26 protein-coding genes are annotated in these 25317 nt (G+C 66.2%); 5 read left to right on the top strand and 21 right to left on the bottom strand.

Annotated elements, in window-relative coordinates; genetic code table 11:
* The 4 genes from H926_RS0109010 to trpB all read right to left on the bottom strand — a co-directional run.
* The coding region (locus tag H926_RS0109010) for a folylpolyglutamate synthase (RefSeq protein ID WP_022676003.1) at positions 1–802 on the bottom strand (802 nt) is incomplete at its 3' end.
* A 57-nt stretch (positions 803–859) separates the two neighbouring features.
* On the bottom strand, positions 860–1708 hold the full coding sequence (gene accD / locus H926_RS0109005; RefSeq protein ID WP_022676002.1) for an acetyl-CoA carboxylase, carboxyltransferase subunit beta: 849 nt from the start codon (positions 1706–1708) through the stop codon (positions 860–862).
* The gene (gene trpA / locus H926_RS0109000; protein ID WP_022676001.1) at positions 1705–2505 is read right to left on the bottom strand and encodes a tryptophan synthase subunit alpha; all 801 of its coding nucleotides are present in this window, start codon (positions 2503–2505) and stop codon (positions 1705–1707) included. Before trpA ends, accD begins: the two co-directional genes overlap by 4 nt.
* Before the next feature lie 273 nt (positions 2506–2778).
* Entirely contained in the window at positions 2779–4014 is a 1236-nt protein-coding gene (gene trpB / locus H926_RS0108995; RefSeq protein ID WP_022676000.1) for a tryptophan synthase subunit beta, read from the bottom strand.
* Between the two features lie 446 nt (positions 4015–4460).
* Here trpB and H926_RS0108990 point away from each other — a divergent pair, with 446 nt between their 5' ends.
* Positions 4461–4922, top strand: coding sequence for a hypothetical protein (locus H926_RS0108990; protein ID WP_022675999.1), 462 nt, complete (start codon positions 4461–4463; stop codon positions 4920–4922).
* 118 nt (positions 4923–5040) lie between these two features.
* Here H926_RS0108990 and H926_RS0108985 read toward each other — a convergent pair whose 3' ends face one another.
* From H926_RS0108985 to H926_RS0108955, 7 genes are all read right to left on the bottom strand, one after another.
* A complete protein-coding gene (locus H926_RS0108985; protein ID WP_022675998.1) occupies positions 5041–5685 on the bottom strand; it encodes a phosphoribosylanthranilate isomerase in 645 nt (214 codons plus the stop codon).
* Between the two features lie 23 nt (positions 5686–5708).
* Positions 5709–6470 carry an SIMPL domain-containing protein gene (locus tag H926_RS0108980; RefSeq protein ID WP_022675997.1) on the bottom strand — a complete coding sequence of 254 codons (762 nt, stop codon included), beginning with the start codon at positions 6468–6470 and terminating at the stop codon, positions 5709–5711.
* A gap of 80 nt (positions 6471–6550) precedes the next feature.
* The gene (locus H926_RS0108975) at positions 6551–7075 is read right to left on the bottom strand and encodes a GNAT family N-acetyltransferase (RefSeq protein ID WP_022675996.1); all 525 of its coding nucleotides are present in this window, start codon (positions 7073–7075) and stop codon (positions 6551–6553) included.
* A gap of 6 nt (positions 7076–7081) precedes the next feature.
* Complete coding sequence (gene pyrF, locus H926_RS0108970) at positions 7082–7765, bottom strand: orotidine-5'-phosphate decarboxylase (RefSeq protein WP_022675995.1); 684 nt, start codon at positions 7763–7765, stop codon at positions 7082–7084.
* A complete protein-coding gene (locus H926_RS26525; RefSeq protein WP_022675994.1) occupies positions 7762–8079 on the bottom strand; it encodes a LapA family protein in 318 nt (105 codons plus the stop codon). Before H926_RS26525 ends, pyrF begins: the two co-directional genes overlap by 4 nt.
* Before the next feature lie 87 nt (positions 8080–8166).
* Positions 8167–9480 carry an adenylosuccinate lyase gene (gene purB / locus H926_RS0108960; RefSeq protein ID WP_022675993.1) on the bottom strand — a complete coding sequence of 438 codons (1314 nt, stop codon included), beginning with the start codon at positions 9478–9480 and terminating at the stop codon, positions 8167–8169.
* Positions 9481–9689: 209 nt separating this feature from the next.
* Positions 9690–10376: a DUF2490 domain-containing protein gene (locus H926_RS0108955; RefSeq protein ID WP_022675992.1), complete on the bottom strand. Its 687-nt coding sequence runs from the start codon at positions 10374–10376 to the stop codon at positions 9690–9692.
* A gap of 225 nt (positions 10377–10601) precedes the next feature.
* Here H926_RS0108955 and H926_RS0108950 point away from each other — a divergent pair, with 225 nt between their 5' ends.
* Entirely contained in the window at positions 10602–13010 is a 2409-nt protein-coding gene (locus H926_RS0108950; RefSeq protein WP_022675991.1) for a TonB-dependent receptor, read from the top strand.
* Positions 13011–13844: 834 nt separating this feature from the next.
* Entirely contained in the window at positions 13845–15917 is a 2073-nt protein-coding gene (locus tag H926_RS0108945; RefSeq protein ID WP_022675990.1) for a S46 family peptidase, read from the top strand.
* Here the strand turns inward: H926_RS0108945 and H926_RS26520 are convergent.
* The gene (locus H926_RS26520; RefSeq protein WP_082209083.1) at positions 15875–17194 is read right to left on the bottom strand and encodes a cyclopropane-fatty-acyl-phospholipid synthase family protein; all 1320 of its coding nucleotides are present in this window, start codon (positions 17192–17194) and stop codon (positions 15875–15877) included. The two genes, H926_RS0108945 and H926_RS26520, sit on opposite strands and share 43 nt — an antisense overlap.
* Positions 17195–17315: 121 nt before the next feature.
* Positions 17316–17672 carry a glycine zipper 2TM domain-containing protein gene (locus H926_RS0108935; RefSeq protein WP_022675988.1) on the bottom strand — a complete coding sequence of 119 codons (357 nt, stop codon included), beginning with the start codon at positions 17670–17672 and terminating at the stop codon, positions 17316–17318.
* A gap of 181 nt (positions 17673–17853) precedes the next feature.
* On the opposite strand from H926_RS0108935, the gene H926_RS0108930 reads away from it, so the two are divergent.
* A complete protein-coding gene (locus H926_RS0108930; RefSeq protein WP_022675987.1) occupies positions 17854–18690 on the top strand; it encodes a PhzF family phenazine biosynthesis protein in 837 nt (278 codons plus the stop codon).
* A 118-nt stretch (positions 18691–18808) separates the two neighbouring features.
* Here the strand turns inward: H926_RS0108930 and rlmN are convergent, their stop codons facing one another.
* Entirely contained in the window at positions 18809–20086 is a 1278-nt protein-coding gene (rlmN, locus tag H926_RS0108925; RefSeq protein ID WP_022675986.1) for a 23S rRNA (adenine(2503)-C(2))-methyltransferase RlmN, read from the bottom strand.
* A 58-nt stretch (positions 20087–20144) separates the two neighbouring features.
* Positions 20145–20864, bottom strand: a complete 720-nt coding sequence (locus H926_RS0108920) for a 2OG-Fe(II) oxygenase family protein (RefSeq protein ID WP_022675985.1) — start codon at positions 20862–20864, stop codon at positions 20145–20147.
* 200 nt (positions 20865–21064) lie between these two features.
* Between H926_RS0108920 and H926_RS0108915 the strand changes: the two genes are divergently transcribed.
* Positions 21065–21742, top strand: a complete 678-nt coding sequence (locus H926_RS0108915) for an outer membrane protein (protein ID WP_022675984.1) — start codon at positions 21065–21067, stop codon at positions 21740–21742.
* Positions 21743–21797: 55 nt separating this feature from the next.
* On the opposite strand, the gene H926_RS0108910 is transcribed toward H926_RS0108915, so the two are convergent.
* From H926_RS0108910 to H926_RS0108885, 6 genes are all read right to left on the bottom strand, one after another.
* A complete protein-coding gene (locus tag H926_RS0108910; protein ID WP_022675983.1) occupies positions 21798–22307 on the bottom strand; it encodes a hypothetical protein in 510 nt (169 codons plus the stop codon).
* The gene (locus H926_RS0108905) at positions 22283–22486 is read right to left on the bottom strand and encodes a hypothetical protein (protein ID WP_022675982.1); all 204 of its coding nucleotides are present in this window, start codon (positions 22484–22486) and stop codon (positions 22283–22285) included. Before H926_RS0108905 ends, H926_RS0108910 begins: the two co-directional genes overlap by 25 nt.
* Entirely contained in the window at positions 22486–22686 is a 201-nt protein-coding gene (locus H926_RS0108900; protein ID WP_022675981.1) for a DUF4169 family protein, read from the bottom strand. Before H926_RS0108900 ends, H926_RS0108905 begins: the two co-directional genes overlap by 1 nt.
* Entirely contained in the window at positions 22686–23342 is a 657-nt protein-coding gene (locus H926_RS0108895) for a histidine phosphatase family protein (RefSeq protein ID WP_022675980.1), read from the bottom strand. The genes H926_RS0108900 and H926_RS0108895 overlap by 1 nt, the downstream gene beginning before the upstream one ends.
* Entirely contained in the window at positions 23339–23827 is a 489-nt protein-coding gene (gene greB / locus H926_RS0108890) for a transcription elongation factor GreB (RefSeq protein ID WP_022675979.1), read from the bottom strand. Before greB ends, H926_RS0108895 begins: the two co-directional genes overlap by 4 nt.
* A 40-nt stretch (positions 23828–23867) precedes the next feature.
* Positions 23868–25317: lytic transglycosylase domain-containing protein (locus tag H926_RS0108885; protein WP_022675978.1), on the bottom strand; the 1450-nt coding region annotated here is incomplete at its 5' end.

Here is a 25317-nt window from a genome sequence, read left to right as displayed (position 1 = left end):
CAAGGGCGGGCAGGGGCAGGGTGAGCGCGCCCATGGCATCGCGATAGGCGATGTCTTGGCCGATGGCGGCGTCCCAGGCTGTGCCGCGCGCCAGCACGGGGGCGCCGTGCGCTGTGGCGGTTTCCGCCACCATCTGCGCGGCGCGGGCCGGATAGCGCAGCGTGACCAGCGGCACGCCCGCCTTGGCGATGCTGGCCTTTTCAAACGCGATGCGCACCAGCGGATCGTGCACGGCCGCATCGGGAATCGTCTCGTCGGGCGACAGTAGGAACGCCTCGTGATCCAGGCCCAGCGTGGCAAGACCCGTGGCCGCTGCGGTGGGCAGGATATTGGTGGCATCAAGCCGCCCGCCCAGCCCGGTCTCGATCACGCAGGCATCGGCCGGCACGCTGGCAAAGGCCAGGAACAGCGCGGCGGTGGTCACTTCGAAAAAGCTTGGGGTAAGATCGGGCTGCGCCGCATCGAGCGCCTGCTTGAGCAGGGCGGCCAGCGTGGCATCGTCGATCAACTGCCCGGCAAGGCGGATGCGCTCGTTATAGCGCACCAGGTGCGGCTTGGTGGCGGTGTGCACACGCAGGCCCTGCGCCTCGAGCATGTAGCGCAGATAGGTGCAGGTAGAGCCCTTGCCGTTGGTGCCCGCAACGTGGAACACCGGGGGCAGGCGGTCCTGCGGGTTGCCCAGCCGGGCGCAGAGTTCGCGCACGGTGTCGAGGCCCAGCCGTCCCTGCGGCAGCGACAGTGCCCCCAGCCGATCGAGCTGGGCCTGCACGGCCGGATCCTCGGAAATCGCGAAGTCCTTCACGAAAACCCCTCCCCCCATCTGGCCCCCGCGCGCAGGCGGGGGCAGGGCGCATTCGCGTCAGGCGGCCTTGGCGGCCATCAGGTAGTCGATGGTTTCGGCCAGCGTGGCGCGCAGGTTGTGGCGGTGCACCACCATGTCGATCATGCCATGAGCGTGCAGGTATTCAGCCCGCTGGAAACCTTCGGGCAGCTTTTCGCGGATCGTGTCCTGGATCACGCGCTGGCCGGCAAAACCGATGAGCGCGCCCGGCTCGGCAATCTGCACGTCACCCAGCATGGCGTAGCTGGCCGTGACGCCACCGGTGGTGGGATCGGTCAAGACCACGATATAGGGCAGGCCCGCGGCATGCAGGCGGCTGATTGCTACGGTCGAGCGCGGCATCTGCATGAGGCTGAGGATGCCTTCCTGCATGCGCGCGCCGCCAGCAGCGGTGACGGCGATATAAGGGCACTTTTCACGGATCGCGCGCTCGGTGCCGGCAATGAAGGCATTGCCCACGGCCATGCCCATCGATCCGCCCATGAAGGCAAATTCCTGCACGCCAACGACGGCCTTCTTACCTTCGATGCGGCCCACCGCGTTGGTCAGCGCATCGGGATGCGGGTTGGCAGCACGAGCGGCCTTGATGCGATCGCCATATTTCTTGGTGTCGCGGAACTTGAGCGGGTCTTCCTTGACCTTGGGCGCAGGCAGCAGGGTGAAGCCCGGGTCCATCAGCTGCGCCAGGCGCGCATCGGCGCCGATGCGGCCATGATGATCGCAGCGCGGGCAGACCGACTGGTTTTCTTCATACTCCTTGGTGAACAGCATTTCGCTGCACCCGGGGCACTTGATCCACAGGTTGTCGGGCGTGTCGCGCTTGGGGGTGAAGGGCAGCGCGTTGCGAACGCGGTTGATCCAGCTCATGCGATATCCTTTCGCGCCGCATGCACGGCCGCGCTCAGCGACGCGACAAGATCGCGTACCGGGCCGGCGGCATCAGCGCCGTGTTGGGCCACGAGATCCACCAGAGCCGAGCCGACGACGACGCCATCGGCCACGGCGGCAATCCCACCGGCCTGTTCGGGCGTGCGCACGCCAAAGCCCACGGCAACGGGGATCGTGGCGGTCTGCTTGATCCGCGCCACTGCCTCTTGGATCGAGGCGAGCGCGGCCGATTGCTTGCCGGTGATGCCGGCAACCGAAACATAATAGAGGAACCCGCCCGACCCTTCGAGCACGGCGGGCAGGCGCGCGGCATCGGTGGTGGGGGTGGCGAGGCGAATGGGCGAAATGCCGTGTGCGCGCAGCGCCGGGCCCAGTTCGGGGTCTTCCTCGCTGGGAATATCGACGCAGATCACGCCATCGATGCCGGCATCGGCGCAGGCATCGGCAAACCATTCCGCGCCGCGGGTGATCATCGGATTGGCATAGCCCATCAGCACCAGCGGCACATCGGGATGGCGCGCGCGGAAGCCCTTGGCGATGGCCAGGATATGCGCGGTCTTGGTGCCGGCGGTGAGCGCGCGCAGGTTGGCGTTCTGGATCGCCGGGCCATCGGCCATGGGATCGGTGAACGGCATGCCCAGCTCGATCACGTCGGCGCCACCGGCCACCAGTGCGTCAAGGATCGCGGGCGTCGCCTCGGGCGTGGGATCACCGCCGGTGACGAAGCACACGAGGGCAGCATGGCCCTTGGCAAAGGCATTGGAAAGGCGGGTCATCAGCCGACAACTCCACCGCATGTCACGCTCGCGATCGCCAGCGGCAAGGACATCATTTCCAACACACCTTCCATGATCTTCAAGGTTCCGGGCTGCGCACTACGTGATTTGCGCCGAGATGCAAAGAGCCCTGCCTTTTGCCCTCATCGTCACCCCGGACGTGATCCGGGGTCCAGCTTGCGGCCTCTCCCTTGGCTCCAGGCATTCAGCTGGACACCGGATCACGTCCGGGGTGACGCGTGGGGAGTGGAAAGGCCTGCTTGCCGATTGATTTTACAGCTTCACCCCCAGGTGCTCGGCCACCGAGAAGATGTCCTTGTCGCCCCGGCCACACAGGTTGGCGAGGATGATCTGGTCCTTGTCCATGGTCGGCGCCAGCTTGGTCACGGCGGCAATCGCATGGGCCGGCTCGAGTGCGGGGATGATCCCTTCGGTGCGGCAGAGCAGCTGGAAGCCTTCGAGCGCCTCGGTATCGGTGACCGAGGTATAGTCGACGCGGCCGACATCCCTGAGCCAGGCATGCTCTGGCCCGATGCCGGGGTAATCCAGGCCCGCGCTGATCGAGTGGCCTTCGGTGATCTGGCCGTCCTCGTCCTGCAACAGGTAGGTCTTGTTGCCGTGGAGAACGCCGGGGCGCCCGCCCGCGAGCGAAGCGGCGTGTTCCTTGTCAAGGCCATGGCCAGCCGCCTCGACACCCAGCATCTTGACGTCGGGATCATCGAGGAACGGGTGGAACAGGCCGATGGCGTTGGACCCGCCACCGATCGCGGCAACCAGCACGTCGGGCAGGCGGCCGGTGCGGGCGAGCATCTGGGCGCGGGCTTCCTTGCCGATCACGCTTTGGAAATCGCGCACCAGCTCGGGATAGGGATGCGGGCCGGCGGCGGTGCCGATGATGTAGAACGTGTCATGCACGTTCGCCACCCAGTCGCGCAGCGCCTCGTTCATCGCGTCCTTGAGCGTGCCGGCGCCAGCCGTGACCGGCACCACTTCGGCGCCGAGCAGCTTCATGCGGAACACATTGGGCGCCTGGCGGGCGACGTCGGTGGCGCCCATATAGACCACGCAGGGCAGGCCAAAGCGCGCGCAGACGGTGGCCGTGGCCACGCCATGCTGGCCCGCGCCGGTTTCGGCGATGATCCGGGTCTTGCCCATGCGCATCGCCAGCAGGATCTGGCCGATGCAGTTGTTGATCTTGTGCGCGCCGGTGTGATTGAGCTCGTCGCGCTTGAACCAGACTTGCGCGCCCTTGCCTGCCGGCGCGTTCTTGGCCAGCTCCTGGGTCAGCCGCGGCGCGAAATAGAGCGGGCTGGGCCGGCCGACATAGTGTTCGAGCAAGTCATCGAATTCGGCCTGGAACGCGGCATCGGCCTTGGCCTTGCGGTATTCCGTTTCGAGATCGAGGATCAGCGGCATCAGCGTTTCGGCGACATAGCGACCGCCGAACTGGCCGAAGTGGCCACGATCGTCGGGCTGGTTGCGGAAGCTGTTCGGGTTCTGGGCAGTCATGGTCCAGCCGCTTGGCAGAGGGCGGGGCGGTTGTCCAGATTCATGGCCAAAGGGGCGGCGGGCCAGTGGCGCCCGCCCGGCGCCGGGCATGGTCAAGGCATTTTGCCGTAGTTTGCATTTTTGCAATCGCATTTCAGCAATTTGCACGATTGCGCGTTCATCCTGGCGTAATGTCTGGGCGCTAGATGGCGTCTTGCAACGTCGTGAAGGCGGTCCCGTAATGGGGCCGCCTTTTTGCGTTTTACATTACTGCAACGATACTTTCTGTCTATTTGTTCAGATAGGGATAAACCTTTCTAAATTGACAGAAACTGTGGCAAAAATGCCATGCGTACTATGTTAGAGTCAGAAATCTTACAGTTATGACTTGTTGACGATTGGCGTGCGGCCTACTTGCCCGATCGACCGCCGCACCAAACGGCGGCTTGAATGCAAGGAGGTTTATTATGCGTCTCGTTCTTCTCGCGCTCGCCGGTACCCTGGCTGCAGCCGCCCCGGCCATGGCCAACGAGGTCCGCGTCGAAGCGCACAGCGGTGTGCTCTGGAATCACGATGCCACCGATGCCACGGCTGGCGTTGCGGCAGGCTATGACTACGATCTTGGCCCGGCAGCCTTCGGCGGCGTCGAAGTCTCGGCTGACAAGATTCTTAACAGCTATGCCAAGCGCGTGTCGGTTGGCGTGAGCGGCCGCCTGGGTGCGAACCTGGCCGGCACCAAGCTTTATGCCGTGGGCGGCTATGCCACCACGCCCTGCACCGATTGCGGCGGCGCGTGGAACTTTGGCGCCGGCGTGCAGAAGTCGTTCATGCAGAAGTTCTACGGCAAGGTGGAATACCGCCACTACATCGCCGACGAAGGCCTGGGCAACCGCGATGCGGTGACCGCTGGCGTTGGCCTGAAGTTCTGATCGGACCCTGTTTCGACAGGACAATTTCCGACCCAGGAAAAGCAGCGGGCGGCGCGAAAGCGTCGCCCGTTGTCTTTTGCGGGGCTGCGGGTTGCGCGGCTGCGGCCGGCGTTGGCGTTCAGGCCGATCGGGCCGCGCGGCAGAACGCCTGGATGCGGCTTTCGTCCTTGACGCCAGGCGCGCTTTCCACGCCGGATGATACGTCGACGAGTTCGGCGCCGGTCTGGCGCACGGCATCGGCAACATTGTCGGGGCCCAGGCCGCCGGCCAGGCCCCATGGCGTGGGGCCGCGATAGGCGTTGAGCAGCGCCCAATCGAACACCAGCCCCAGGCCGCCGGGAATGGCCGCGCCCTTGGGTGCCTTGGCATCGAACAGCAAGAGATCGGCCGCCCCGGCATAGCGGGCAGCGGCAGCCACATCAGCAGGGGCGGCCACCGACAGCGCCTTCCACACCGGCAGGCCAAACTGGGCTTTCAACTGCGCGGCGCGTTCGGGGGTTTCGTGGCCGTGAAGCTGCAGCACATCGAGGTGGGCCGCGGCAATCGCCTCGCCTATGGTGGCGTCATCGGCATCCACGAACAGGCCGACCAGGCGGCTGCGCCCGGCATTGCGCGCGCCAAGCAGCGCGGCGTCGCGGATGGTGACGTGGCGCGGGGAAGGGGGAAAGAACACGAGGCCGGCATAGTCGGCGCGCGCGGCAAGCGTGGCGTCGAGCGCGGCACTCGTGTTGATTCCGCAGATCTTGATGGCTGGGGCTGACATGGCCAGCCCATGTGGCGTCTTGCTTACTGCGGTGCAAGCTCGAACGTGATGGTGACGTTGGCGTTGACGTCCAGTTCGCCGGCCGCAACCGGGCTGGGCGCGGCCATCATCATCTTGTCGGCGCGGGCATAGAGCATCGGCGGCTGCGGCGACCAGCCACCGGTTTCGCTGATGGTCAACATGCGCACCACCTTGAGGCCGGCGGCGCGGGCATAGAGATCGGCGCGGGCGCGGGCCTTGGCCACGGCATCGATGCGCGCCTCGTCCATTGCCGCCTCGGGTTTGTCGATCTGGAAGCTGGGGCCGTTGACTTCGTTGGCGCCGGCCTTGACCAGCGTATCGATCACCTGGCCATAGCGCGCAAGGTCACGCTGCTTGACCTGCACCTGGTTGGTGGCGCGATAGCCCACGATCACCGGATCACCTTGCGTGCTACCATCGGCCAGGCGCTTCTGCTCGCCATAGACCGGGCTGACCGACAGGTTGCTGGTCTGCATGTCGCGGGCGGCAACGCCGCTTGACTTGAGGGCCGCCATCGTGGCGTTCATCGCGCGGGCGTTGGCGGCCAGCGCCTCGCTCGCCGTCTGGCCCTGGGTGGTAACGCCGGCGGTGAAGACTGCCAGATCGGGCACGCGGGTGCTGCGGCCTTCGGCCTGCACGGTCAGCACCGTGGCGCCGGGGCTGACGACCGGGGCGGTCTGCACGGCCTGCTGGGCCATGGCTGGGGTGACCAGCGCGGCCAGGGGCAGGGCGGAAAGACTGGCGGCGAGGATAAGGCGCTTCATCGGGACGGTCTCCGTATGTGACGGCTGGGGAATGGCCGAAGCGAGCTTGCAGCGCGCTGAACCGTTGCCGGGGTAACCGTTCAGGAAACCATCCGTTCCAGTACGACCATGGCGAAGCCGACCGGCGTGGCGCCAGGGAAAGGCCGGGTTTCGCCGGTGCGAACATAGCCGCGCCGCTCGTACCAGGCGATCAGTTCGGGGCGGCGATCGATCACCGTCATTTCGATTGCGCGGGCGCCCAGCTCGCTTTGGGCCATCGCATCGCATTGCGCCAGCAGCGCGCGGCCCAGGCCACCGGCCTGCACATCGGGATCGACGCACAACATGCCGAGGTAGGCCTTGCCCTGCGGCAGCGCCGTCAGGGTAACGGTGCCGATCAGCGCGCCATCGGCGGACTGCGCCACGATTACGCAGCGGTCCGGCGCGGTGATGGCAGCGGCGAGTTCTGCGTCAGACGTGCGCTCGTCATCCAGCAGGTCAGCCTCGTGCGTCCAGCCCTGGCGTGCTGTGTCGCCGCGATAGGCGCGTTCGACCAGGCGGCGCAGCGCCGGCAGATCGGTCGGCGTGGCCAGCCTGAACGTGAGCGCGGGTGCAACGCCGGGCATGATGGATCAGAGCGTGGCTTCGATGGCGCGGGCGGCGGCCAGGGGATCTTCGGCGCGGCTGATCGGGCGGCCGATGACCAGGCACGAAGCGCCGGCATCGCGCGCCGCGCGCGGGGTCACCGCACGCTTCTGGTCACCGAGCGCTGAACCCCGGCCTTCGGCAGGGCGCAGGCCCGGCACCACGAAATAGCCGTTCTTCCAGCGGCGGGGCACTTCGCCCACCTCGTGCCCGGAACAGACGATGCCATCAAGGCCGGCTTCCTGCGCCAGGTCTGCCAGGCGCAGGACCTGGTCGTGCGACGAACCGCTGACCCCGCCGCGCGCCAGATCGGCATCGTCCAGGCTGGTCAGCACGGTTACCGCCACCACCTTGCAGCCTTCGCCGGCGGCTGCCTTGGCGTCTTCCATCATCGCGCGCCCGCCCGAGGCATGGATGGTGACGATCGCCGGCTGCAGCACGTGGATCGACTGCATCGCCGCTGCCACCGTGTTGGGAATGTCGTGCAGCTTGAGATCGAGGAAGATCGGCATGCCGATCTTGGCCATTTCATGCACGCCGTGGTGGCCATGCGCGCAGAAGAATTCCAGCCCCAGCTTCAACCCGCCGACGTGGCCTTTCACCTTTTGCCCCAGCGCCACGGCGGCATCGAGACGGGGAAGGTCGACGGCAAGAAAGATCGGGTTGCTCACGGGTGGATATCCGTCTGGGCCGCATCGCTGGCGGCGTCGGTGGCAGGAAAGGCGCCGGCCTGGCTCACCAGGCTCGACTCCAGGGTGGCGATGCGGCGCTTGAGGCGCCAGCGGCGCAGCCGGCCTGCCGCCCACGGCGGCACGAAACCGGCCAGGAAAAAGACCAGGGCGACAAAGCCCACCGGCCAATCGAAGTGCAGATAGCCCGCGCCATATGGCCAGAAATTCACGCGGGCGGTGTCCGCGTTCATGGCGATGAACGCGGCAAAGGCCGCAATCAGGGCCAGCCACAAGACGATGCGGATCTGCTTCATGTGCGGCGCTTCACCCTTCAACCTGCCGTGCCAAACACACGGGTGGCGGACATTAGGCAGATTGCAGACGAAGCGCCAGCACTTGCATTATTCGCCAAACACCCGGGCGAAGATGGTATCCACAGCCTTGAAATGGTAATCGAGGTTGAACTTTTCCTCGATCGTCTGCGGGCTCAGTGCCTTGGTCACGTCGGCATCGGCCTTGAGCAGTTCGAGCAGCGAGAGCTGGCCATCGGATTCCCACACCTTCATCGCGTTGCGCTGGACCAGGCGATAGGCTTCGTCGCGGGTCACGCCGGCCTGCGTCAGCGCCAGCAGCACGCGCTGCGAGTGGACCAGGCCGCCCATGCGATCGAGGTTCTTCTGCATGCGCTCGGGATAGACCACCAGCTTGTCGACCACCGAGGTGAGGCGCGCCAGCGCGAAGTCGAGCGTGATCGTGGCGTCGGGGCCGATGAAGCGCTCCACCGAGGAGTGCGAGATATCGCGTTCATGCCACAGCGCCACGTTTTCCAGGGCCGGCGTCACCGCCGAGCGCACCACGCGGGCCAGGCCGGTGAGGTTTTCGGTCAGGATCGGGTTGCGCTTGTGCGGCATGGCCGACGAACCCTTTTGCCCCGGCGAGAAGTATTCTTCCGCTTCGAGCACTTCGGTACGCTGCAGGTGGCGCACTTCGGTGGCCAGGCGCTCGATCGAGCTGGCGATCACGCCCAGCGTGGCAAAGAACATGGCATGGCGATCGCGCGGGATCACCTGGGTGGAAACCGGCTCCACGCTCAGGCCAAGCTGCTCGGCCACGTATTCTTCCACCGCCGGATCGATATTGGCAAAGGTGCCGACCGCGCCGGAAATGGCGCAAGTGGCGATTTCAGCGCGGGCATTGACCAGGCGCGCGCGGCAGCGCGAAAACTCGGCATAGGCTTCGGCCAGCTTCTTGCCGAACGTGGTCGGTTCGGCATGGATGCCGTGGCTGCGGCCGATGGTAGGCGTGTACTTGTGTTCCAGCGCACGGCGCTTGATCGCGGCGAGCAGCGCGTCGATATCTTCGAGCAGGATATCGGCGGCGCGGGCCAGTTGCACGGCCAGCGTGGTGTCGAGCACGTCAGAGCTGGTCATGCCCTGGTGCATGAAGCGCGCTTCGGGGCCAACCTGCTGCGCCACCCAATCGAGGAACGCGATCACGTCATGCTTGGTCACCGCCTCGATCGCGTCGATCGCGGCCACGTCGATGGCGGGGTTGGTCGCCCACCAGTCCCACAGCGCCTTGGCGCCGCTTGCGGGCACCACGCCCAGGTCGCCCAGCTTCTGCGTGGCGTGGGCCTCGATCTCGAACCAGATGCGATAGCGCGCTTCGGGTTCCCAGATCGCGGTCATCGCGGGGCGGGCATAACGGGGGACCATGGTTCGACTCCGGGTTTGCGGTTTGCTCGGCTGTGCCCCGCCCGCTAGGGGCGCACGGCCGCTAAGGCAAGCCCTGCGCGGATTGGCCCCGCGCGGATCGGCCCGCCCCACGGCGCCGTTCCCCCCGGTTCGGCACAGCAGGGCGGGCCTGCCCCGCACGCGCCGCCAGGCGGGGCGCGGGGTGTGGGAGGCAGCGGCCTTTCAGACGTTTAGAGCGCGATGTTGAGCGCCACCGAGGCGACATGGTCGCTGGTATCGAGCTTGCCGGGGCGAACGCCGTGCTGGTTGAGATAGCCGGCCTCGATCGTCAGCTTCTTGGCGATCGGCGCATTGATGCCGATAAAATTGCGCATGCGCTCCTCGCCGTTCACGGTCTGGAACACGGTCTTGTTGAGATCGATGAAGCTTTCGTGGCTAGCCACGATCATCACCTTGCTGCCCTGCGCCACGGGCAGGCTGGCCTTGAGGAACGGGCGCAGGCGCCAGGCGGTGCCGGGCATGTTGTCGCGCCAGCGCTGTTCCAGCCGCATACGGCCGTTAAAGCGCACCGGGCCGAGATGGGCAAAGTTGTCAAAGCTCACCTGCTGGCGAAAGCGCCGCTCCATCACCGCGAAATCGCCGTGCAGGTAGTTGGGATCATGGGTGTAGCCCAGCCAGACGGTGAACGTCTTGTCGAGGTTGTAGCCCACCATGAAGTTGTTTTCGAGTTCGTAGAAACCGCGCGCATTGCCGGTGCGCAGGATGGTTTCGTTGGACAGGCGCCAGTTCTTGCCGGCCTTGGCCGTAACCAGCAGCGTTCCCCATCCCTGGGTATCGGTATCGGCCCGCGCAGCGACCGGGGCAAACAGGACTGTTGCCAGGGCAACGGCACTGCAGAGAGAGGGCAGGATACGCATGGGAAAGGGTGTCCGTTCAGGGCTGTTGGCTGCCCCTATGACGTTTTGATGACACATTCGTGACAAAGGATTGACGTGAAATAGACGGATTTGATGGTGATTGTGCTGCCATTTCCGCAGCTTCGATCCGCTCTTGCGCCATGCTATGTTTCAGTGAATATAGCTTGAAGTGACATTTTATGACGGTCTGCCGGGCAGGCCGTCGGTGCAGGGGCAAGACATTCCATGCAAAACGTGATCGATCGCCGGTGGCGGCGCGCTGTGCCGTGCGCCCTGGCGCTGGCAACCGGCCTCGGCATAGCGAACCCAGCCTGGGCTGATTCGTCCGACGCCGCCAGTGTTCCGGTCGCGGGCACGGATGCCCTGCGCACAGCCGGCGATATCGTGGTGACGGCGCGCCAACGCCCTGAACCGGCGCAATCGGTGCCAGCCGCGCTCAGCGTGGTCGATGGCGCGTGGCTCGATCGCTCGCTCGCCGTCAACACCCAGGCGCTCACCACGCTGGTACCGGCGCTCACCTATTCCTCGGCGAACCCGCGCAACACCGCCTTTACCATCCGCGGCCTGGGATCGAGCGTGGTTGCGGTCAGCCAGGCCAATGACGGGCTCGAGCCGGGCGTGGGGTTTTATGTCGATGGCGTCTATCATGCACGGCCGGCCACCGCCGCATTTGACTTTGCCGATGTGGAGCGGGTGGAGGTCTTGCGCGGGCCGCAAGGCACCCTGTTTGGCAAGAACACCACGGCCGGCGCCATTGCCATCACCTCGCGCCTGCCCTCGTTCACCCCGGCGGCGAGCGAAGAGGTGAGCGTGGGCGAACGCCGCCTGGTCCAGGCCAAGGCCATGGCCACCGGGCCGCTGATCGATGGCGTGCTGGCCTATCGTCTTTCGGGCCTGCTGACGCGGCGCGATGGCGTGATCCATAACGTGCGCACCGGGGCAGACCAGAACAGCGTCGATAACCAGGCCCTGCGCGGCCAGTTGCTGTTCACCCCGTCTGCCAGCGTGCAGTTGCGCGTGGTGGCCGATTATGCCCGCTTTGGCGGGGACTGCTGCACCCAGGTCTATCTGCGCGTCGGCACCAGCCTGCGCAGCCCGGCACGCCAATACGCCGCGCTGGCGGCAGCCGCGCACTATGCGCCGCCCAGCACCAACCCCTATGACCGGCTGACCGACATCGACGCCGGGCTGGGCGTGAACACCAACGAGGGCGGCATTGCCGCCACGCTCGATTGGCATCTGGGCGGGGCCACGCTGACGGCGATCAGCGCCTGGCGCTTCTGGAACTGGGACGCGGCCAATGACCGCGACTATACCGGGCTGCCGATCCAGACCACGCAGCATATCCCCTCGCGCCAGGACCAGGTGAGCCAGGAACTGCGCCTTGCCTCTGATGGGCAGCGCGCCCTGTCTTACGTGGCCGGGCTCTATTATTTCCGCCAGGTCATCACCGGGCATCCGATCTCGATCTATGGCCCCTATGGTGCGCCGTGGCTGCTCGGCAAGACCACCAGCAATGGCACGGCGATCCCGACCAACCTGCTCGATGGCTATGGCCAGGGCGGCGACACGCGCTTTGCCGTCAACAGCTATGCCGCCTTTGCCGAGGCGAACTGGACGATCGTGCCGCGCCTGACGCTGACCGGCGGCCTGCGCCAGACCTGGGAAGACAAGCAGGGCAGCTACAACACCAGCGTGTTCGGTGGCCCGCAGGTGACCAACGCCGCGCTGATCGCCGCGCAGCTATCGGTGCTGCGGCCGCAGGCCTATGGCGCCAGCACCCGCGATTCCAGCCTGTCGGGCCGCGCCAACTTGGCCTGGCAGGTGAGCGATACGGTGATGGCCTATGGCGGCTATTCCCAGGGGTTCAAATCGGGTGGGATCAATATGTCGGGCCTGCCGCTCGACAGCGCCAACCAGCCGGTCCTGGCCACGGCCGTGATCCGGCCCGAACGCAACATCACCTGGGAAGGCGGCATCAAAAGCCAGTGGTGGGATCGGCACCTGCTGCTCAACCTGGCTGCCTATCGCACCACAGTGCGCGATTTCCAGGCGACGGTGGTTGATTCCAGCCAGACCGTGGCGCTGCGCGGCTACCTATCCAACATTCCGCGCGTGCGGGTGCAGGGGGTGGAGGCCGATGCCGCACTGCACTGGGGCGGCCTCGTGCTGACGGCGGGCCTGGCCTATGCCGATGGGCGCTATACGGATTATCCCAAGGGGCCGTGCCCGCTGGAGGTGCAGACCGCCGCGACCACCGCGTGCAACCTGACCGGCAAGGCGCTGACCGGCCTGTCGCGCTGGAGCGAGACGCTGGGCGTGGACTATCGCCTGCCCATGGCCCGGGGCGAATGGGTGCTGCACAGCGATACCGCGTGGCGCAGCAGCTATAACGGCGATCCCTCGCTGTCGCGCTATACCTGGATCGATGGCTATGCGCTGACCAACGCCAGCCTGGCCTGGCGCAGCCGCCGCGATGGCGGGCCGGGCGTGGAACTGGGCGTGTTTGCACGCAACCTGTTCAAGGCCAACTATATCCAGAACCTGACGATCCAGGCCGGCAATTCCGGCCTGATCCTGGGCACGCCAAGCGATCCACGCACCTTGGGCGTGACGTTCCGCGCCTGGCAGTGAGGCGGTGCGCGGCCCCGGGTGGCTGTGCCAGCGCCGGTTCGGATGGTGACGCCGATGGATGGGAATTGATCGGCTGCGCCATCGCCGGGCCGCGGATGAGATGCGGAACGACGTGATGGCGCGGGGCGGGCCGTCCCCGCTGCCCAATTACCTCATTGTGATCCGCCGCTGCGCTCCTCCCGCCGAGGCAGACAGGCGCCGGGCCAGGCAGGTGACAGGCCGGGCAGGTGACAGGCAGGGCAGGTGACGGCGCCACGCTATCGGGCCTAAGGAGGCCGGAGAGCCGGCGCCATTGCACTTTTGTGGCTCGATCATCCCCGCAAGGCAGGGGGCACAAGGCATGGTCCACGGGCTGCTGATGGAGCAGGCAGAAACGGCCGCGCCATGCCGGGTGGCCGGGCGCGTGGGTGGGCGGGTCGGGCAGCGACACCGCCCGACGGATAGCAGATGCCACGACTTCCCCAGCCGTTGGCAACCCTCCGGAGCTATGGCCAATCCGCCTGCATCCGGCCTTGTTCCATCAATGCCAATGTCGCTTCCCTTATACCCCCTGCTAAGTGAAGACCTGTAGCGTTGGGCCTCAATCGGGCGGCAAAGTCATCCCGCGATAGTTTGGGTTCCGAGCGACATTGCTGTTTGTTACGGCGTGGTTTGCAAAGAACCGTAAAAATGTTCAGCGCGGTTCAGTGCTTACCGTGCTGCGGCATTCTGTCGGTTTCGGACCGATTGGCGTGGCCCAAGATTTCCATTCTTTGCCTTCGTTTCGGTTTGCGGCGCGCCGCGGTCCATGGCACCCCTGCGCGCATCGCAATGCCCTGCAAGAGGATGCCTATCATGCTGTCTTCACCCGCGCTTTCGCGTCTGCGCCAGGCCATGATGGCCGGCGCCATGCTGGCCACGCCCTTTGCCCTTGCCGCTCCGGCGCAGGCCGACGAGGGCATGTGGACGTTCGATGCCTTTCCCGCCGCGAAGATGAAGCAGGACTATGGCTGGGCGCCCGACCAGGCCTGGCTCGATCGCGTGCGCGCCTCGGCCGTGCGGCTGACCGGCGGCTGTTCGGCCAGCTTCGTGTCGGCCGAGGGCCTGATCCTCACCAACCATCACTGCGTGGTGGAATGCGCGCAGAACCTGTCGAGCGAAAAGGAAGACCTCGTGGCCAACGGCTTTGTTGCCGCGCGGCGCGAGGACGAGCGCAAGTGCCCGGGCCAGCAGGCCGAAGTGGTCACCGCCATCACCGACGTGACCGCGGCGGTGAAGGGCGCGATCGGCAGTTTGGCTGGCGAGGCACTGGTCAAGGCGCGCGACGCCAAGATCGCCGAGATCGAAAAAGCCGGCTGCAAGGATCTGGCCACCACGCGCTGCCAGGTCGTCACCCTATTCGGTGGCGGGCAGTACAAGCTCTATACCTATCGCAAGTATTCCGATGTGCGGCTGGTCTGGGCGCCGGAATTCCAGGCGGCGTTCTTTGGTGGCGATCCCGACAACTTCAACTATCCGCGCTATGCCCTCGATGCGGCGTTCCTGCGCGCCTATGAAAACGGCAAGCCGGTGAAGGTGGCCGCGCACCTCAAGTGGAGCCCGCGCGCGCCGCAGCCGGGCGAGGCAACGTTCGTGGTCGGCAATCCCGGTTCCACCCAGCGCCTGTTCACGATGTCGCAGATCGCGTTCCAGCGCGAAGTCTCCCTGCCGATCACCAACACCGTTCTGTCGGAACTGCGCGGCCGCCTGATCACCGCGATGGAGCAAAGCCCGCAGCGCAAGCGTGAAGGTGGCGACAGCCTGTTCGGCTTTGAAAACGCGCTCAAGGTCTATATCGGCCGGCAAAAGGCGCTGAACGACCCGGCGTTCGTCAAGATGCTGGCCGACAACGAAGCCACGCTCAAGGCCAAGGTCGCCGGCAATGCCGCGATCGGCGATCCGTGGAGCCAGGTGAGCGGGGCGGTGGCCGCCTATCGCAACATCTATCCCGCCTATCGCTTTACCCAGCCGATGGGCGATCTCTATGGTTATGCCGAAACGCTGGTGAAGGCCGCGATCGAAAAGGCCAAGCCCAATGGCGAGCGCTTGCCCGGCTATACCGACAGCGCGCTGCCGCTGCTGGAAAAGCAAGTGCTCGATGCCAAGCCGATCTATCCCTGGCTGGAACAGCTGGAAATGGAATGGAGCCTGTCCAAGGCCCGCGAATACCTGGGCGCCGATGATCCCGACACGCGCCTGCTGCTGGGCAAGGAAAGCCCCGAAGACCTTTCGGCGCGGCTGGTGACCGGCACCAAGCTGGGCGATCCGGCGGTGCGCAAGGCGCTGTGGGAAGGGGGCGCTGCCGCGATTGCGGCCAGCACCGATCCGATGATCGTCTATGCCCGCAGCCTTGAGCCGCGCCAGCGCGAACTGCAAAAGGCGGTGGATTCGCAGTATCAGGGTCCGTTGGCTGCTGCCGGGGCCAAGCTCGCCGATGCGCGCTTTGCCGCCTATGGCGCCACGCTCTATCCCGATGCCACGTTCACCCTGCGCATCAGCTATGGCAAGGTGGCCGGGTGGAAGGAACGCGGCGCCGATGTGGCGCCGGTGACCACCATGGGCGGCGCGTTCGATCGCGCCACCGGGGCGCAGCCGTTCCTGCTGGCCAAGCAGTTTACCGACCACGCCGCCCAGATCGACAAGGCCACGCCGTTCGATTTCGTCACCACCAACGATATCATCGGCGGCAATTCCGGCTCACCCGTGGTGGACAAAAACGGCGCCGTGATCGGAGCCGCCTTTGACGGCAACATCCACTCGCTGGGTGGCAACTATGGCTACCAGGGCGATGTGAACCGCACCGTGGTGGTCAGCACCGCCGCCGTGCAGCAGGCGCTGGAAAAGATCTATCCGGCGCCGGCGCTGGTGCGCGAATTGGCATCGAACTGAAAGACCTTGGTCCCGTCGGCGTCGTTATCGGCGCCGGCGGCAGCCAGGCGGCGCGCGCGCAGACTGGCCTCTTCAGTGCCGATGTAATCGCGGGTAAGCGGCAGGGAATCGCGGTGACGCACCAGCTGGAACTGGAAATTGACCATGTCGGCATGCTCGAACGCGGTCGCCGCGCCTGACAGATAGAACAGCCACATGCGATAGAAGCGCGCGTCGAACAGCGCCTCGATCTTGTCCTTGTTGGCCACGCAGCGTTCGTACCAGGCGCGCAGCGTGGGCGCATAATGGCGACGCAGCACTTCCACATCGGTGACCATCAGGCGGTTGGGCTCGATCGCGGCAACGGTTTCGCTCATCGCCGGGATATAGCCGCCGGGGAAGATGTACTTGCGCGTGAAGTCATCGGTGACCGAGGGCGGGCCGACGCGGCCGATCGTGTGCATCAGCATCACGCCATCCTCGGCCAGGATATCGTGGCACTTCTGGAAATAGGCGCCGAAATTGGGCACGCCGACATGCTCGAACATGCCCACCGAGACGATGCGATCATAGTGGTCGGTCACGTCGCGATAGTCGGTCAGGCTGAAAGTGACCTGCCCGTCCACGCCTTCGCGCGCGGCCCAGCCCTTGGCATAGGCGAGCTGTTCCTTGGACAGGGTGATGCCATGCACGCTCGCGCCGGTCAGCTTGTGCAACTGGATGGCAAGACCGCCCCAGCCGCAGCCGATATCGAGCACGCGGTGTCCCGGGCGCAGCGCCAGCTTGGCGGCGATATGCTCAACCTTGGCGTGTTGCGCTTCTTCCAGCGTGGTGACGCCATCGGCCCAATAGGCGCAGGAATACTGGCGCAGCGGGTCGAGAAACAGATCGTAGAGCCGATCATCAAGATCGTAGTGGTGCGCCACGTTGCGGCGCGAGGCGGCGCGGGCGTTGACCCGGTCGACCCGGCCGACGATGTTGAGCCACAGCTTGCGCAGCGGGCCGGGGTTGTCGATATCGCCGGCACGCTCCCATGGGTTGTTGGCCCGCACGAAGCTGATGAAATCCATGATATCGCCGCCTTCGATGCGAACGCGATCATCCATGAATGCTTCGCCCAGGCCCAGGCTGGGGTTGCGCGCCAGGAAACCCGGCACCTTCTTGTCCATCAAGCGCAGCGTAAGATCGGGCCAGCCTTGTTCCTTGGTGCCGAAAACGCGGCTGCGGCCATCAGCTTCAATTACCGTCAAAGTACCGTGGCGGATCAGGCGCTTGAGCACCGGACCCAGGATAAGCATGGACATCGTTCAAAAAGCTCCGACGGTCCCGTCCCGTGTCCGGCCACTATGCACAAGCGCGGCCCGCCTGCAAGCGGACCGCGCCTTTTATTGATTATCCTGATTTTTCAGGAAATGCAGATCAGCGGCAGCGCGCGCCGCCACGATCGATTTCGCGGCCGAGCAGGCCACCACCCACGGCGCCGAGCAGGGTGCCCATGGTGCGGTCACCACGCGTGTCGATCGCGCGGCCCACCAGGGCGCCGCCGGCCGCACCGATGATCAGGCCAGTCGTGCCATTGCTGCGCTTGCAATAGTAACGGCCATCGCGGCCGCGCCAGATGCGCTCGTTGGCACCGATCGGGCGCGGTTCGCGATAGCGGCCGCGATCGTCGTAACGGCCCCAGCCATGGCCACGGCCGTGACCCGGATCGGCCATGGCGGGCGCTGCGGGGAGAACGATGGCCGCCATCACGGCGGCAAGGATGGTCTTCTTCATAGCTACTGTTCCCTGCTTATTGGGTCCCGAGAATATCGTGACGGTGAACACGGTTTTGAGCGATCCGATCCACAACCCCCGATGAACGTCTCGTTGTGTTGCGCGTTCCGCGATGAACCGCGCCTGGTGTGCGACCGGCCGACGCTTGCCCCTGACGCGCCCGCCCGATAGGCATGGCGCCATGCTGCTTGATCTCGTCGATGTATTCGCCTCTGGCCCGCTTTCGGGAAACCCGCTGGCCGTGGTGCGCGGCGGTGACGGGCTCGATACGCCGGCCATGCTCGCGCTGACCCGCTGGCTGGGTTTTTCCGAAACCACGTTTCTCCTGCCGCCCAGCGTTCCCGGCGCCGATTATCGCGTGCGCATTTTCTATCCGGCAGGCGAACTGCCCTTTGCCGGGCACCCCACGCTGGGCACAGCCAAGGCCTGGCTGATGGCCGGTGGCGTGCCGCGCACGCCTGGCCGCCTGGTGCAGGAATGCGGCGTGGGCCTGGTCGAGGTGCGGATGGAAGACGAAACCTTGGCGTTTCGCGCGCCGCCGCTGCTGCGCGGCGGGCCACTCGATGCGGCCGAGCGGGCCGAGGCTATCCGTGTGGCCGGCGTTTCAGCCGATGCCGTGGTCGATGCCATTCATGCCTGCAACGGCCCCGGCTGGCGCCTGCTGCGCCTGCGCAGCGCGGCCGATGTCCTTTCCGCGAGGCCAGTGGCCGAGGCGCCGGTGCCCACCGACGTGGGCCTGATCGGTCCTTGCGAAGAGGGCGATCCTGCCGACTTCGAACTGCGCGCATTTTTTGCCGATCCACAGGGCAAGATCGTGGAAGATCCCGTGACCGGCAGCCTCAATGCCGCCGCCGCGCAGTACCTCTTTGCCGCCGGGCTGGCGCAGGACCAGTATGTTGCCGCGCAAGGCCGCTGCACCGGCGCCAATGGCCGCGTGGTCTTGACCCGCGATGCTGATGGCGCGGTGTGGGTGGCCGGGGCTGTGGAGATGGTCAGCCAGGGCGGGGTGCTGCGCTAGGCCCGGCACCACCCCCCCCCCCGACCCCCTCCTCTAAAGAGGATGGGGAGTAGTGTAAAAGAAAGCCCCCTCTTCTTCAGGAGGGGGTTGGGGGTGGTGTGAAACCTTGCGCTGCGCCTCAGCCCAAAGCCGCCTGCTTCTCGGCAGCCAGGCGGTCCAACTCGGCGCGGCTGCGGCGTTCGGCGGCGGTCTTGAGCTGGCCACAGGCCGCATCGATATCGCGTCCGCGCGGGGTGCGCACCGGGGCGGAGATGCCGGCCTCGAACACGATCTCGGCAAAGCGCTTGACCCGTTCCGGGGTGGAGCATTCATAGGGCGCACCCGGCCAGGGGTTGAACGGGATCAGGTTCACCTTGGCCGGCAGCTTGTACTGCTTGAGCAGGCGCACGAGTTCGCGTGCATCGTCATCGCTGTCGTTGCGGTCCTTGAGCATCACATATTCAAACGTGATGCGCCGCGCGTTGCTGGCGCCGGGGTAATCGGCGCAGGCCTGGAGCAGTTCTTCCAGGCCGAACTTGCGGTTGATCGGCACGATCTCGTCGCGCACGTCCTTGGTCACGGCGTGGAGCGAAACCGCCAGGTTCACGCCGATTTCCTCGCCCGCGCGGGCCATCATCGGCACCACGCCAGCGGTGGAGAGCGTGATGCGGCGCTTGGACAGCGCCAGGCCATCGCCATCCATCACGAGCTTGAGCGCATCGCGCACGTTGTCGAAGTTGTAGAGCGGCTCGCCCATGCCCATCATCACGATGTTGGTCAGCAGTCGCCCGTCGGCGGTGTAGCTGCCTTCGTCGGCGTCTTCTTCCACCTCGTCGGTGAGGTCCAGCCCCGCCATCGATCCCTTGGGCCATTCGCCCAGCGCATCGCGGGCCAGCATGACTTGGCCAACGATCTCGCCCGGCGTCAGGTTGCGCACCAGCTTCATCGTGCCGGTGTGGCAGAACCGGCAATTGAGCGTGCAGCCCACCTGGCTCGATACGCACAAAGTGCCGCGATCGGCGTCGGGAATGAACACCATTTCAAAGTCATGGCCATCGGCCGTGCGCAGCAGCCACTTGCGCGTGCCATCGGTGGAAACCTGGGCTTCCACCACCTGGGGACGGCCGATGACAAAGCGTTCGGCCAGCCACGGGCGCATGGTCTTGGCAATGTCGGTCATCGCCTCGAACGTGGTCACGCCGCGATGATACAGCCAGTGGAACACCTGCTTGGCGCGCAGCTTGGCCGCCTTGGCATCAAGGCCGGCTTCCTGGAACAGCGCGGCAATCTGCGGGCGGGGCAGGCCGATCAGATCGGTGCGGCCATCTTCGCGCGGGGTAACCGGGCGGGGCACGGGCACAGGATCGACATGGCCGGGAATCGGCATGGACACGGGAAGCGAGGTGGGGGCGTTCATGCGCCGCCATATACGCATTTATGGGAAAATCGCCAGTGGGCGCGAGTGACCCTGCGGTTTAGCGGCGCAACCACCCGGTGATCGCCAGGCGCGGTGCCCCGGCAAAGGGCGCCACCAGCGAGACCGAATGCGCTTGCGGCACGCGGAACAGGTGCAGCGCATTGTGCCGTGGCGCCAGGGCGCGGTGCACGTCACCCGCGCCATCGTGGAACATCAGCAGCCCGCCCCATTCCACCCGCCAGCGCGGCGTCAGGTTGAGGACATAGGCGGCAACGCGGTTCTTTCCCGCGACATTGTCATCATGGCCGGTGAGGAAATGGCCGGGCAGATAGCGCGTGGCCTGGCCATCGACCATGGAGATCGCCGGTTCCCCGGTCAGCGCGCGAAACAGATCGAGCCAGGGCGGCGTGTTGAATGCCGACACCAGCCGGTCCACCGGCCAATTGCGCGCGGTGCGCGCAGCGGCATCGTCGGACACGCGCAGGGAATCGAACAGGAACTGGAACCCGTCGCGCGCCTGGCCGTGCACCGCGTCGAGCAGCGCGACCTGCGCCTGCGGATCGAGCGCGGCGCGCTGGGCGGGATCGAGATCCCACACTTTGTCCCCTTGGTTGAGCACGCGCGAGAACGGCGCCTCGCCATCCAGCCAGCGATGCAGGGCGTCGGCCCCCGCCGCCGGCAGGGCCGGCTCCACGCGGACATGGCCATTAGCGGCAAATTCGGCGGCAGCGGCTTGGGCTGCGGCAGCGCTGACAGCGGGGGAAAGGGGGGTGGCCATGCCGCGTTCTAGCCCGCGAATGGCTGTGGCGCAAATGTCACAGATTTCTTGTTGTGCTACGTTCATGAAACCGGATCGCCTCTCCCTCCGTTCGTTGCAGGTCTGTCGGGTCGCAGCAAGGTTGCCAATCTGGAACCTCTCACAAGAGGCCAGGCAGCCAGCCGACAGAAAAAGAACAGTTCGAATGGAGTTGAACCATTATGAAGACCATTCTCGCCAGCGTTGTCGCCGTTTCGGCGCTCGCCGTTTCCGTTCCGGCCTTCGCGCAGGACGCCGGCACCCCCGACGCTCCGAACCGTACGTTCTCCGGCCCGCGTGTCGGCGCCGTTCTGGGCTATGACCTGAGCCGCTCGGGCAGCTCGGTGGACAACGACAACACGCGTAACCAGAAGCAGTCGATCAATGGCCTGCTCTATGGTGGTGAAATCGGCTTTGACGTGCCGGTGGGAACCAATCTGGTTGTTGGTGTCGAAGGTGAAGCGACCGGCAGCACGGCCAAGTGGTCCAACACGTTCGAGCCCAACACGTTCAACCTGGGCCGCGTGAGCGCCGGGCGTGACCTCTATGTCGGTGCGCGCGTCGGTTATGCCGTTTCGCCCAAGGCGCTGCTGTTCGTGAAGGGCGGCTACACCAACATGCACTACAAGCTGCAGGGCACCGACGGCCAGACCTCGGAAGACTACCGCATCACCACCGATGGCTATCGCGTCGGCGGCGGTCTGGAATATGCGTTCAGCCCCAAGACCTTCGGCAAGATCGAATATCGCTATTCGAACTACAGCCGCGCCAATTTCAACTTCAACGGCAACACCAGCGACCGTTTCGACGTGGACACCGATCGCCACCAGATCGTCGCCACCTACGGCCTGCGCTTCTGATCGTAGCCGAACCGTTGTTGCAAGGGCGGGCCGGGGGAAACCCCGGCCCGTTTCTTTATTGCCCCGCGCAACCCACGGTGGCGGCGTCCATCGCCGAAGCCGCGCCGCCCAGGCGATAGCTGTCGCGGAACGTGCGGCCATCGCGGGCCTTGCCGCTGACCGTCAATGTTCCCGCCGATCGCAGCCGCGCCACCACGGCGGCATCCATGCGGCGGTCCTGCGCCCAGGCCACCGCATCGCTGGCCATCAACACAAAGGTTTCGCCGTCCACCGACACGGTAACCTTGCTGTTCGGCGCAATGCGGCGCGACAGCCGCCAATGCACCTCGCCACGCACATTGCGGCGCGGCCAGGTGCCGATCGTCATATAGGGCACCACGTCGCGCGGGCGGCTGCTGGGTTGCGGCATGGCGATGGCATAGCAGCGCGGTACGGCGGAATCGCGAAATGCCCCCCAATCCTCCCACACGCCCAGCGAGTCCCGCGCATCGGCAGGCCCGGCTCCCGCAAGAGCCAGGCCGGCAGCAAAGAGCGCGGCGCTCAGCCTTCGGCCAGGTCGAGCCATGCGATCACATCGTTGTCGGTGGCGATGAACAGGTCGGCCTGGATATCCTCGCTCTGCTGCGCGGCCAGGGCCATGGCCTGGTCGAGCGGGCCATAGAACAGCGTTTGCGCCGCGCCGCCTTCCGGGCCATCGGACAGGTGATAGAGCCGCACGGTGGCGCTTTCATAGGTGGTGCGCATCAGTCTTGCCCTTGTTCCTTGCCGTCATGATCCAGGCGGTGCCCATCGAGCTGGCGGCGGGCCTGTTCCTCGCGCGCCAGATCAGCGGCCTTTTCCGCCTTGGTGCGCCCAAACCGCGCCCGGTTGGCGGCAGCCTGCGCTTGTGCGGCCTGGCGGTCGCGGGCCTTGCGCGCCTGGCGCAGATTGATCACCTGCGCCATCAGGCGTGCTCCGTGCCGCGGGACGAGCCGAAGAACACCTCTTCGCGGCCGTTCTCGATCAGCGCGATCGAACCCTGCACCAAAGAGGGCGCAATCGGCGCGCCATGATCGGGATGGGGTGGCAACCCGGCCAGCAGGCCACGCAGCACCCGGCTGGAAATGCCGTGCATCACCACGATGTGGGTTTCCTCGGAGATGCCCACGGCATCGATCCAGCGTTGCAGCCGCGCGGCGATCGCCGGGTAATCCTCGCCATCGGGCGCCGGGCGTAGCAGGTGATCGGCCAGCGTGATCGGCCCGTGTTCGGCCTCCACATCGTCATAGCCGCGCCCGATCCACGATCCCATGTCGATCTCGAACAGGTCGGGCGTGCGGTTGGCGGCGAACCAGTCGATCCCCAGTTCCTCGGCAATCAGCGAGGCGGTCTGCAGGGCGCGGCCGGTATCGGAAATGTGCAGCCGCACTGCGGGCCGCTCCCCTAGCGCACCGCGCAGGGCCTGGCCCATCATTACCGCCTGCTCAAACCCCTGGCGCGTCAGCGGGGTATGCATCGCATTGGATTGCAGGCGGCGCGCGGCGTTGAACACGGTTTCGCCATGGCGCAGCACGAAAAAGCGGCCGGGCAAGGCGTGTGGAAGGGGCGCGCTGTCGCTCATGCCGGCACCGGATAGCTGATACCCATGATTTCCCATTCCTTTTCCCCACCCGGTAGCCGCACCACGCGCAGATCGCCCACCCGTGCCCCGCGCAGCGCCCGCGCGATCGGCGCGCTCCAGCCGATCAGGCCCTTGGACGCGTCCTGCTCATCATCGCCCACCAGGGTCAGCGTGCGGCGGTTGTCGTCTTCGTCGGCCAGTTCCACGGTCGCGCCGAACAGCACGCGGCTCTGGTCGTCCTGCCGCGCCGGATCGACCACGCGCGCCGCCTTCATCCGCCGGGCGAGCCAGGCCAGTTCGCGGTCGATCTCGCGCATGCGCTTGCGGCCATAGAGATAGTCACCGTTTTCCGACCGATCGCCATTGCCGGCGGCCCAACTGACGATCTCGACGATCGCCGGCCGCTCCGTGCCGAGCAGGTGGTCATAGCGCGCGCGCAGGGCAGCCAGGCCGGCCGGCGTGATCGGGTTGCCATCGGGTTTCATCACTCCCGCCTTTAGCGGGTGGTGACCGCCACAAGCAACCTCAACCCGGCGTCGGCTTGCCCAGGATGTGGCTCATCGGATTGGGCCCGTGCCATTCGGCCTTGTCGGGATTCATCGCGTCATAGACCACGGCGTTTTCCAGCACGCGCTGCACATAGTTGCGGGTTTCCGACAGGGGAATGCGCTCGATCCAGTCCACCCATTCCACCGCGCCGGTGCGCGGATCGCCATTGGCGCGCAGCCACTTGTTCACGTTGCCCGGCCCGGCATTGTAGGCGGCCACGGCCAGCGGGGTGGAGCCGCCATAGATATCCATCAGCCGGCCGAAAAAGGCGCTGCCCAGCATCAGGTTGAACCCGGCGTCATCGGTCAGCGACTGCGCGGAATAAGCGAGGCCCAGCTTGCCCGCCTGCTCGTTGGCGGTCGACGGCATCAACTGCATCAGCCCGCGCGCGCCCGCGTGGCTCATCGCGTTCTGGGCAAACTGGCTTTCCTGCCGGGTGATGGCGTGGATCATCGTCCAGGATTGCTCGGTCCCCGGCGGCACCGGGATCAGCGGAAAGGCGATGTGCTGGAAATCGAGATAACCGCGCGCGCCTGCCGCCTGGCCAACGATCACGCCCAGATCGCGTCGGCCCAGCTCGCGCGCCAGTTCGGCCACCAGCATGTGCTGGCCTTCGGTCTGCTGCTGGGCGGCGATTTCCTTGAAAAAGCGCACGGTGGTGCGCCATTGCCCGCTGCGCGCCACTTCGCGCACGGCGAGCGTGAGCGGGCTGGCGTTGAAGCGGGCGTGCTCCTCTGCCGTGGGCATGGCGCGCGAATCATAGGCAAAGTTGGGCACCGGCTGGCCCAGCCGTTCCAGCGCAAGCAGGCCATAGAACTGATCGGCATAGCGCGCGGCCATGGCGAAATAGCGCTGCGCATCGCCGGTCAGCCCGGCCTGCGTGGCGGCGCGGCCGGCCCAGTAATAGCCCTTGGCCTTGGTGCCGGGGGTTTGCGCCGCGTTGCCATAGCGCCAGAACAGCGGAGCCGCGCCGGCGCCATCGCCCAGGCGCCACAGCGATTGCGTGCCGCCCAGCCACACCAGCGAGGTGTAGTCATCGCGCAGATCGTACGGCATCTGGCTGATATCTTCGCCAGGGGCAAAGGCATCGTCCACGCCGCGGGCAATGGCCACGGCGCTGCGTGCATCGCCCATCGATGCCGCGCCTTGCGCATTGGCGAGCAGTTCATCGATCCACTTGCCACGCAGCAGCGGGCGGGCGCGCAGCAGCGGGCGGTTGGCGAGCAGCGCCTGCGCGGCAATGCCCTGGCCCTGTTTGCGCAATTCGCGCGCGCGGGCATAGAGAAAGCCCGGATCGCTGTTGAGCTGGTCGGCCGGGGTGCCGGCGGCCGCGGCAAAGGGATCGAGCCCTTGCAGCGCCATCAGCCGCGCGCCATCGATGCCGCGCCGCTGCGGAGAGACGGCGGCAAAGGCGCGGTTGGCCTGA

It is taken from the genome of Novosphingobium sp. B-7 (assembly GCF_000410615.1).
GTDB lineage: Bacteria > Pseudomonadota > Alphaproteobacteria > Sphingomonadales > Sphingomonadaceae > Novosphingobium > Novosphingobium capsulatum.
This window is presented reverse-complemented; position numbering and strand designations above follow the sequence as displayed.

Coding starts and splice junctions, on each gene's coding strand:
- H926_RS26525 (WP_022675994.1), bottom strand. CDS start 8,079: ATGAAGCAGATCCGCATCGTCTTGTGGCTGGCCCTGATTGCGGCCTTT.
- H926_RS0108980 (WP_022675997.1), bottom strand. CDS start 6,470: ATGAAGCGCCTTATCCTCGCCGCCAGTCTTTCCGCCCTGCCCCTGGCC.
- H926_RS0108975 (WP_022675996.1), bottom strand. CDS start 7,075: ATGCCCGGCGTTGCACCCGCGCTCACGTTCAGGCTGGCCACGCCGACC.
- H926_RS0108910 (WP_022675983.1), bottom strand. CDS start 22,307: ATGGCTCGACCTGGCCGAAGGCTGAGCGCCGCGCTCTTTGCTGCCGGC.
- trpB (WP_022676000.1), bottom strand. CDS start 4,014: ATGACTGCCCAGAACCCGAACAGCTTCCGCAACCAGCCCGACGATCGT.
- H926_RS0108920 (WP_022675985.1), bottom strand. CDS start 20,864: ATGGCCACCCCCCTTTCCCCCGCTGTCAGCGCTGCCGCAGCCCAAGCC.
- H926_RS0108990 (WP_022675999.1), top strand. CDS start 4,461: ATGCGTCTCGTTCTTCTCGCGCTCGCCGGTACCCTGGCTGCAGCCGCC.
- H926_RS0108930 (WP_022675987.1), top strand. CDS start 17,854: ATGCTGCTTGATCTCGTCGATGTATTCGCCTCTGGCCCGCTTTCGGGA.
- H926_RS0108900 (WP_022675981.1), bottom strand. CDS start 22,686: ATGGCGCAGGTGATCAATCTGCGCCAGGCGCGCAAGGCCCGCGACCGC.
- H926_RS0108950 (WP_022675991.1), top strand. CDS start 10,602: ATGCAAAACGTGATCGATCGCCGGTGGCGGCGCGCTGTGCCGTGCGCC.
- H926_RS0108915 (WP_022675984.1), top strand. CDS start 21,065: ATGAAGACCATTCTCGCCAGCGTTGTCGCCGTTTCGGCGCTCGCCGTT.
- rlmN (WP_022675986.1), bottom strand. CDS start 20,086: ATGAACGCCCCCACCTCGCTTCCCGTGTCCATGCCGATTCCCGGCCAT.
- H926_RS0108945 (WP_022675990.1), top strand. CDS start 13,845: ATGCTGTCTTCACCCGCGCTTTCGCGTCTGCGCCAGGCCATGATGGCC.
- accD (WP_022676002.1), bottom strand. CDS start 1,708: ATGAGCTGGATCAACCGCGTTCGCAACGCGCTGCCCTTCACCCCCAAG.
- trpA (WP_022676001.1), bottom strand. CDS start 2,505: ATGACCCGCCTTTCCAATGCCTTTGCCAAGGGCCATGCTGCCCTCGTG.
- H926_RS0108985 (WP_022675998.1), bottom strand. CDS start 5,685: ATGTCAGCCCCAGCCATCAAGATCTGCGGAATCAACACGAGTGCCGCG.
- purB (WP_022675993.1), bottom strand. CDS start 9,480: ATGGTCCCCCGTTATGCCCGCCCCGCGATGACCGCGATCTGGGAACCC.
- H926_RS0108955 (WP_022675992.1), bottom strand. CDS start 10,376: ATGCGTATCCTGCCCTCTCTCTGCAGTGCCGTTGCCCTGGCAACAGTC.
- H926_RS26520 (WP_082209083.1), bottom strand. CDS start 17,194: ATGCTTATCCTGGGTCCGGTGCTCAAGCGCCTGATCCGCCACGGTACT.
- H926_RS0108905 (WP_022675982.1), bottom strand. CDS start 22,486: ATGCGCACCACCTATGAAAGCGCCACCGTGCGGCTCTATCACCTGTCC.
- greB (WP_022675979.1), bottom strand. CDS start 23,827: ATGAAACCCGATGGCAACCCGATCACGCCGGCCGGCCTGGCTGCCCTG.
- H926_RS0108935 (WP_022675988.1), bottom strand. CDS start 17,672: ATGAAGAAGACCATCCTTGCCGCCGTGATGGCGGCCATCGTTCTCCCC.
- H926_RS0108895 (WP_022675980.1), bottom strand. CDS start 23,342: ATGAGCGACAGCGCGCCCCTTCCACACGCCTTGCCCGGCCGCTTTTTC.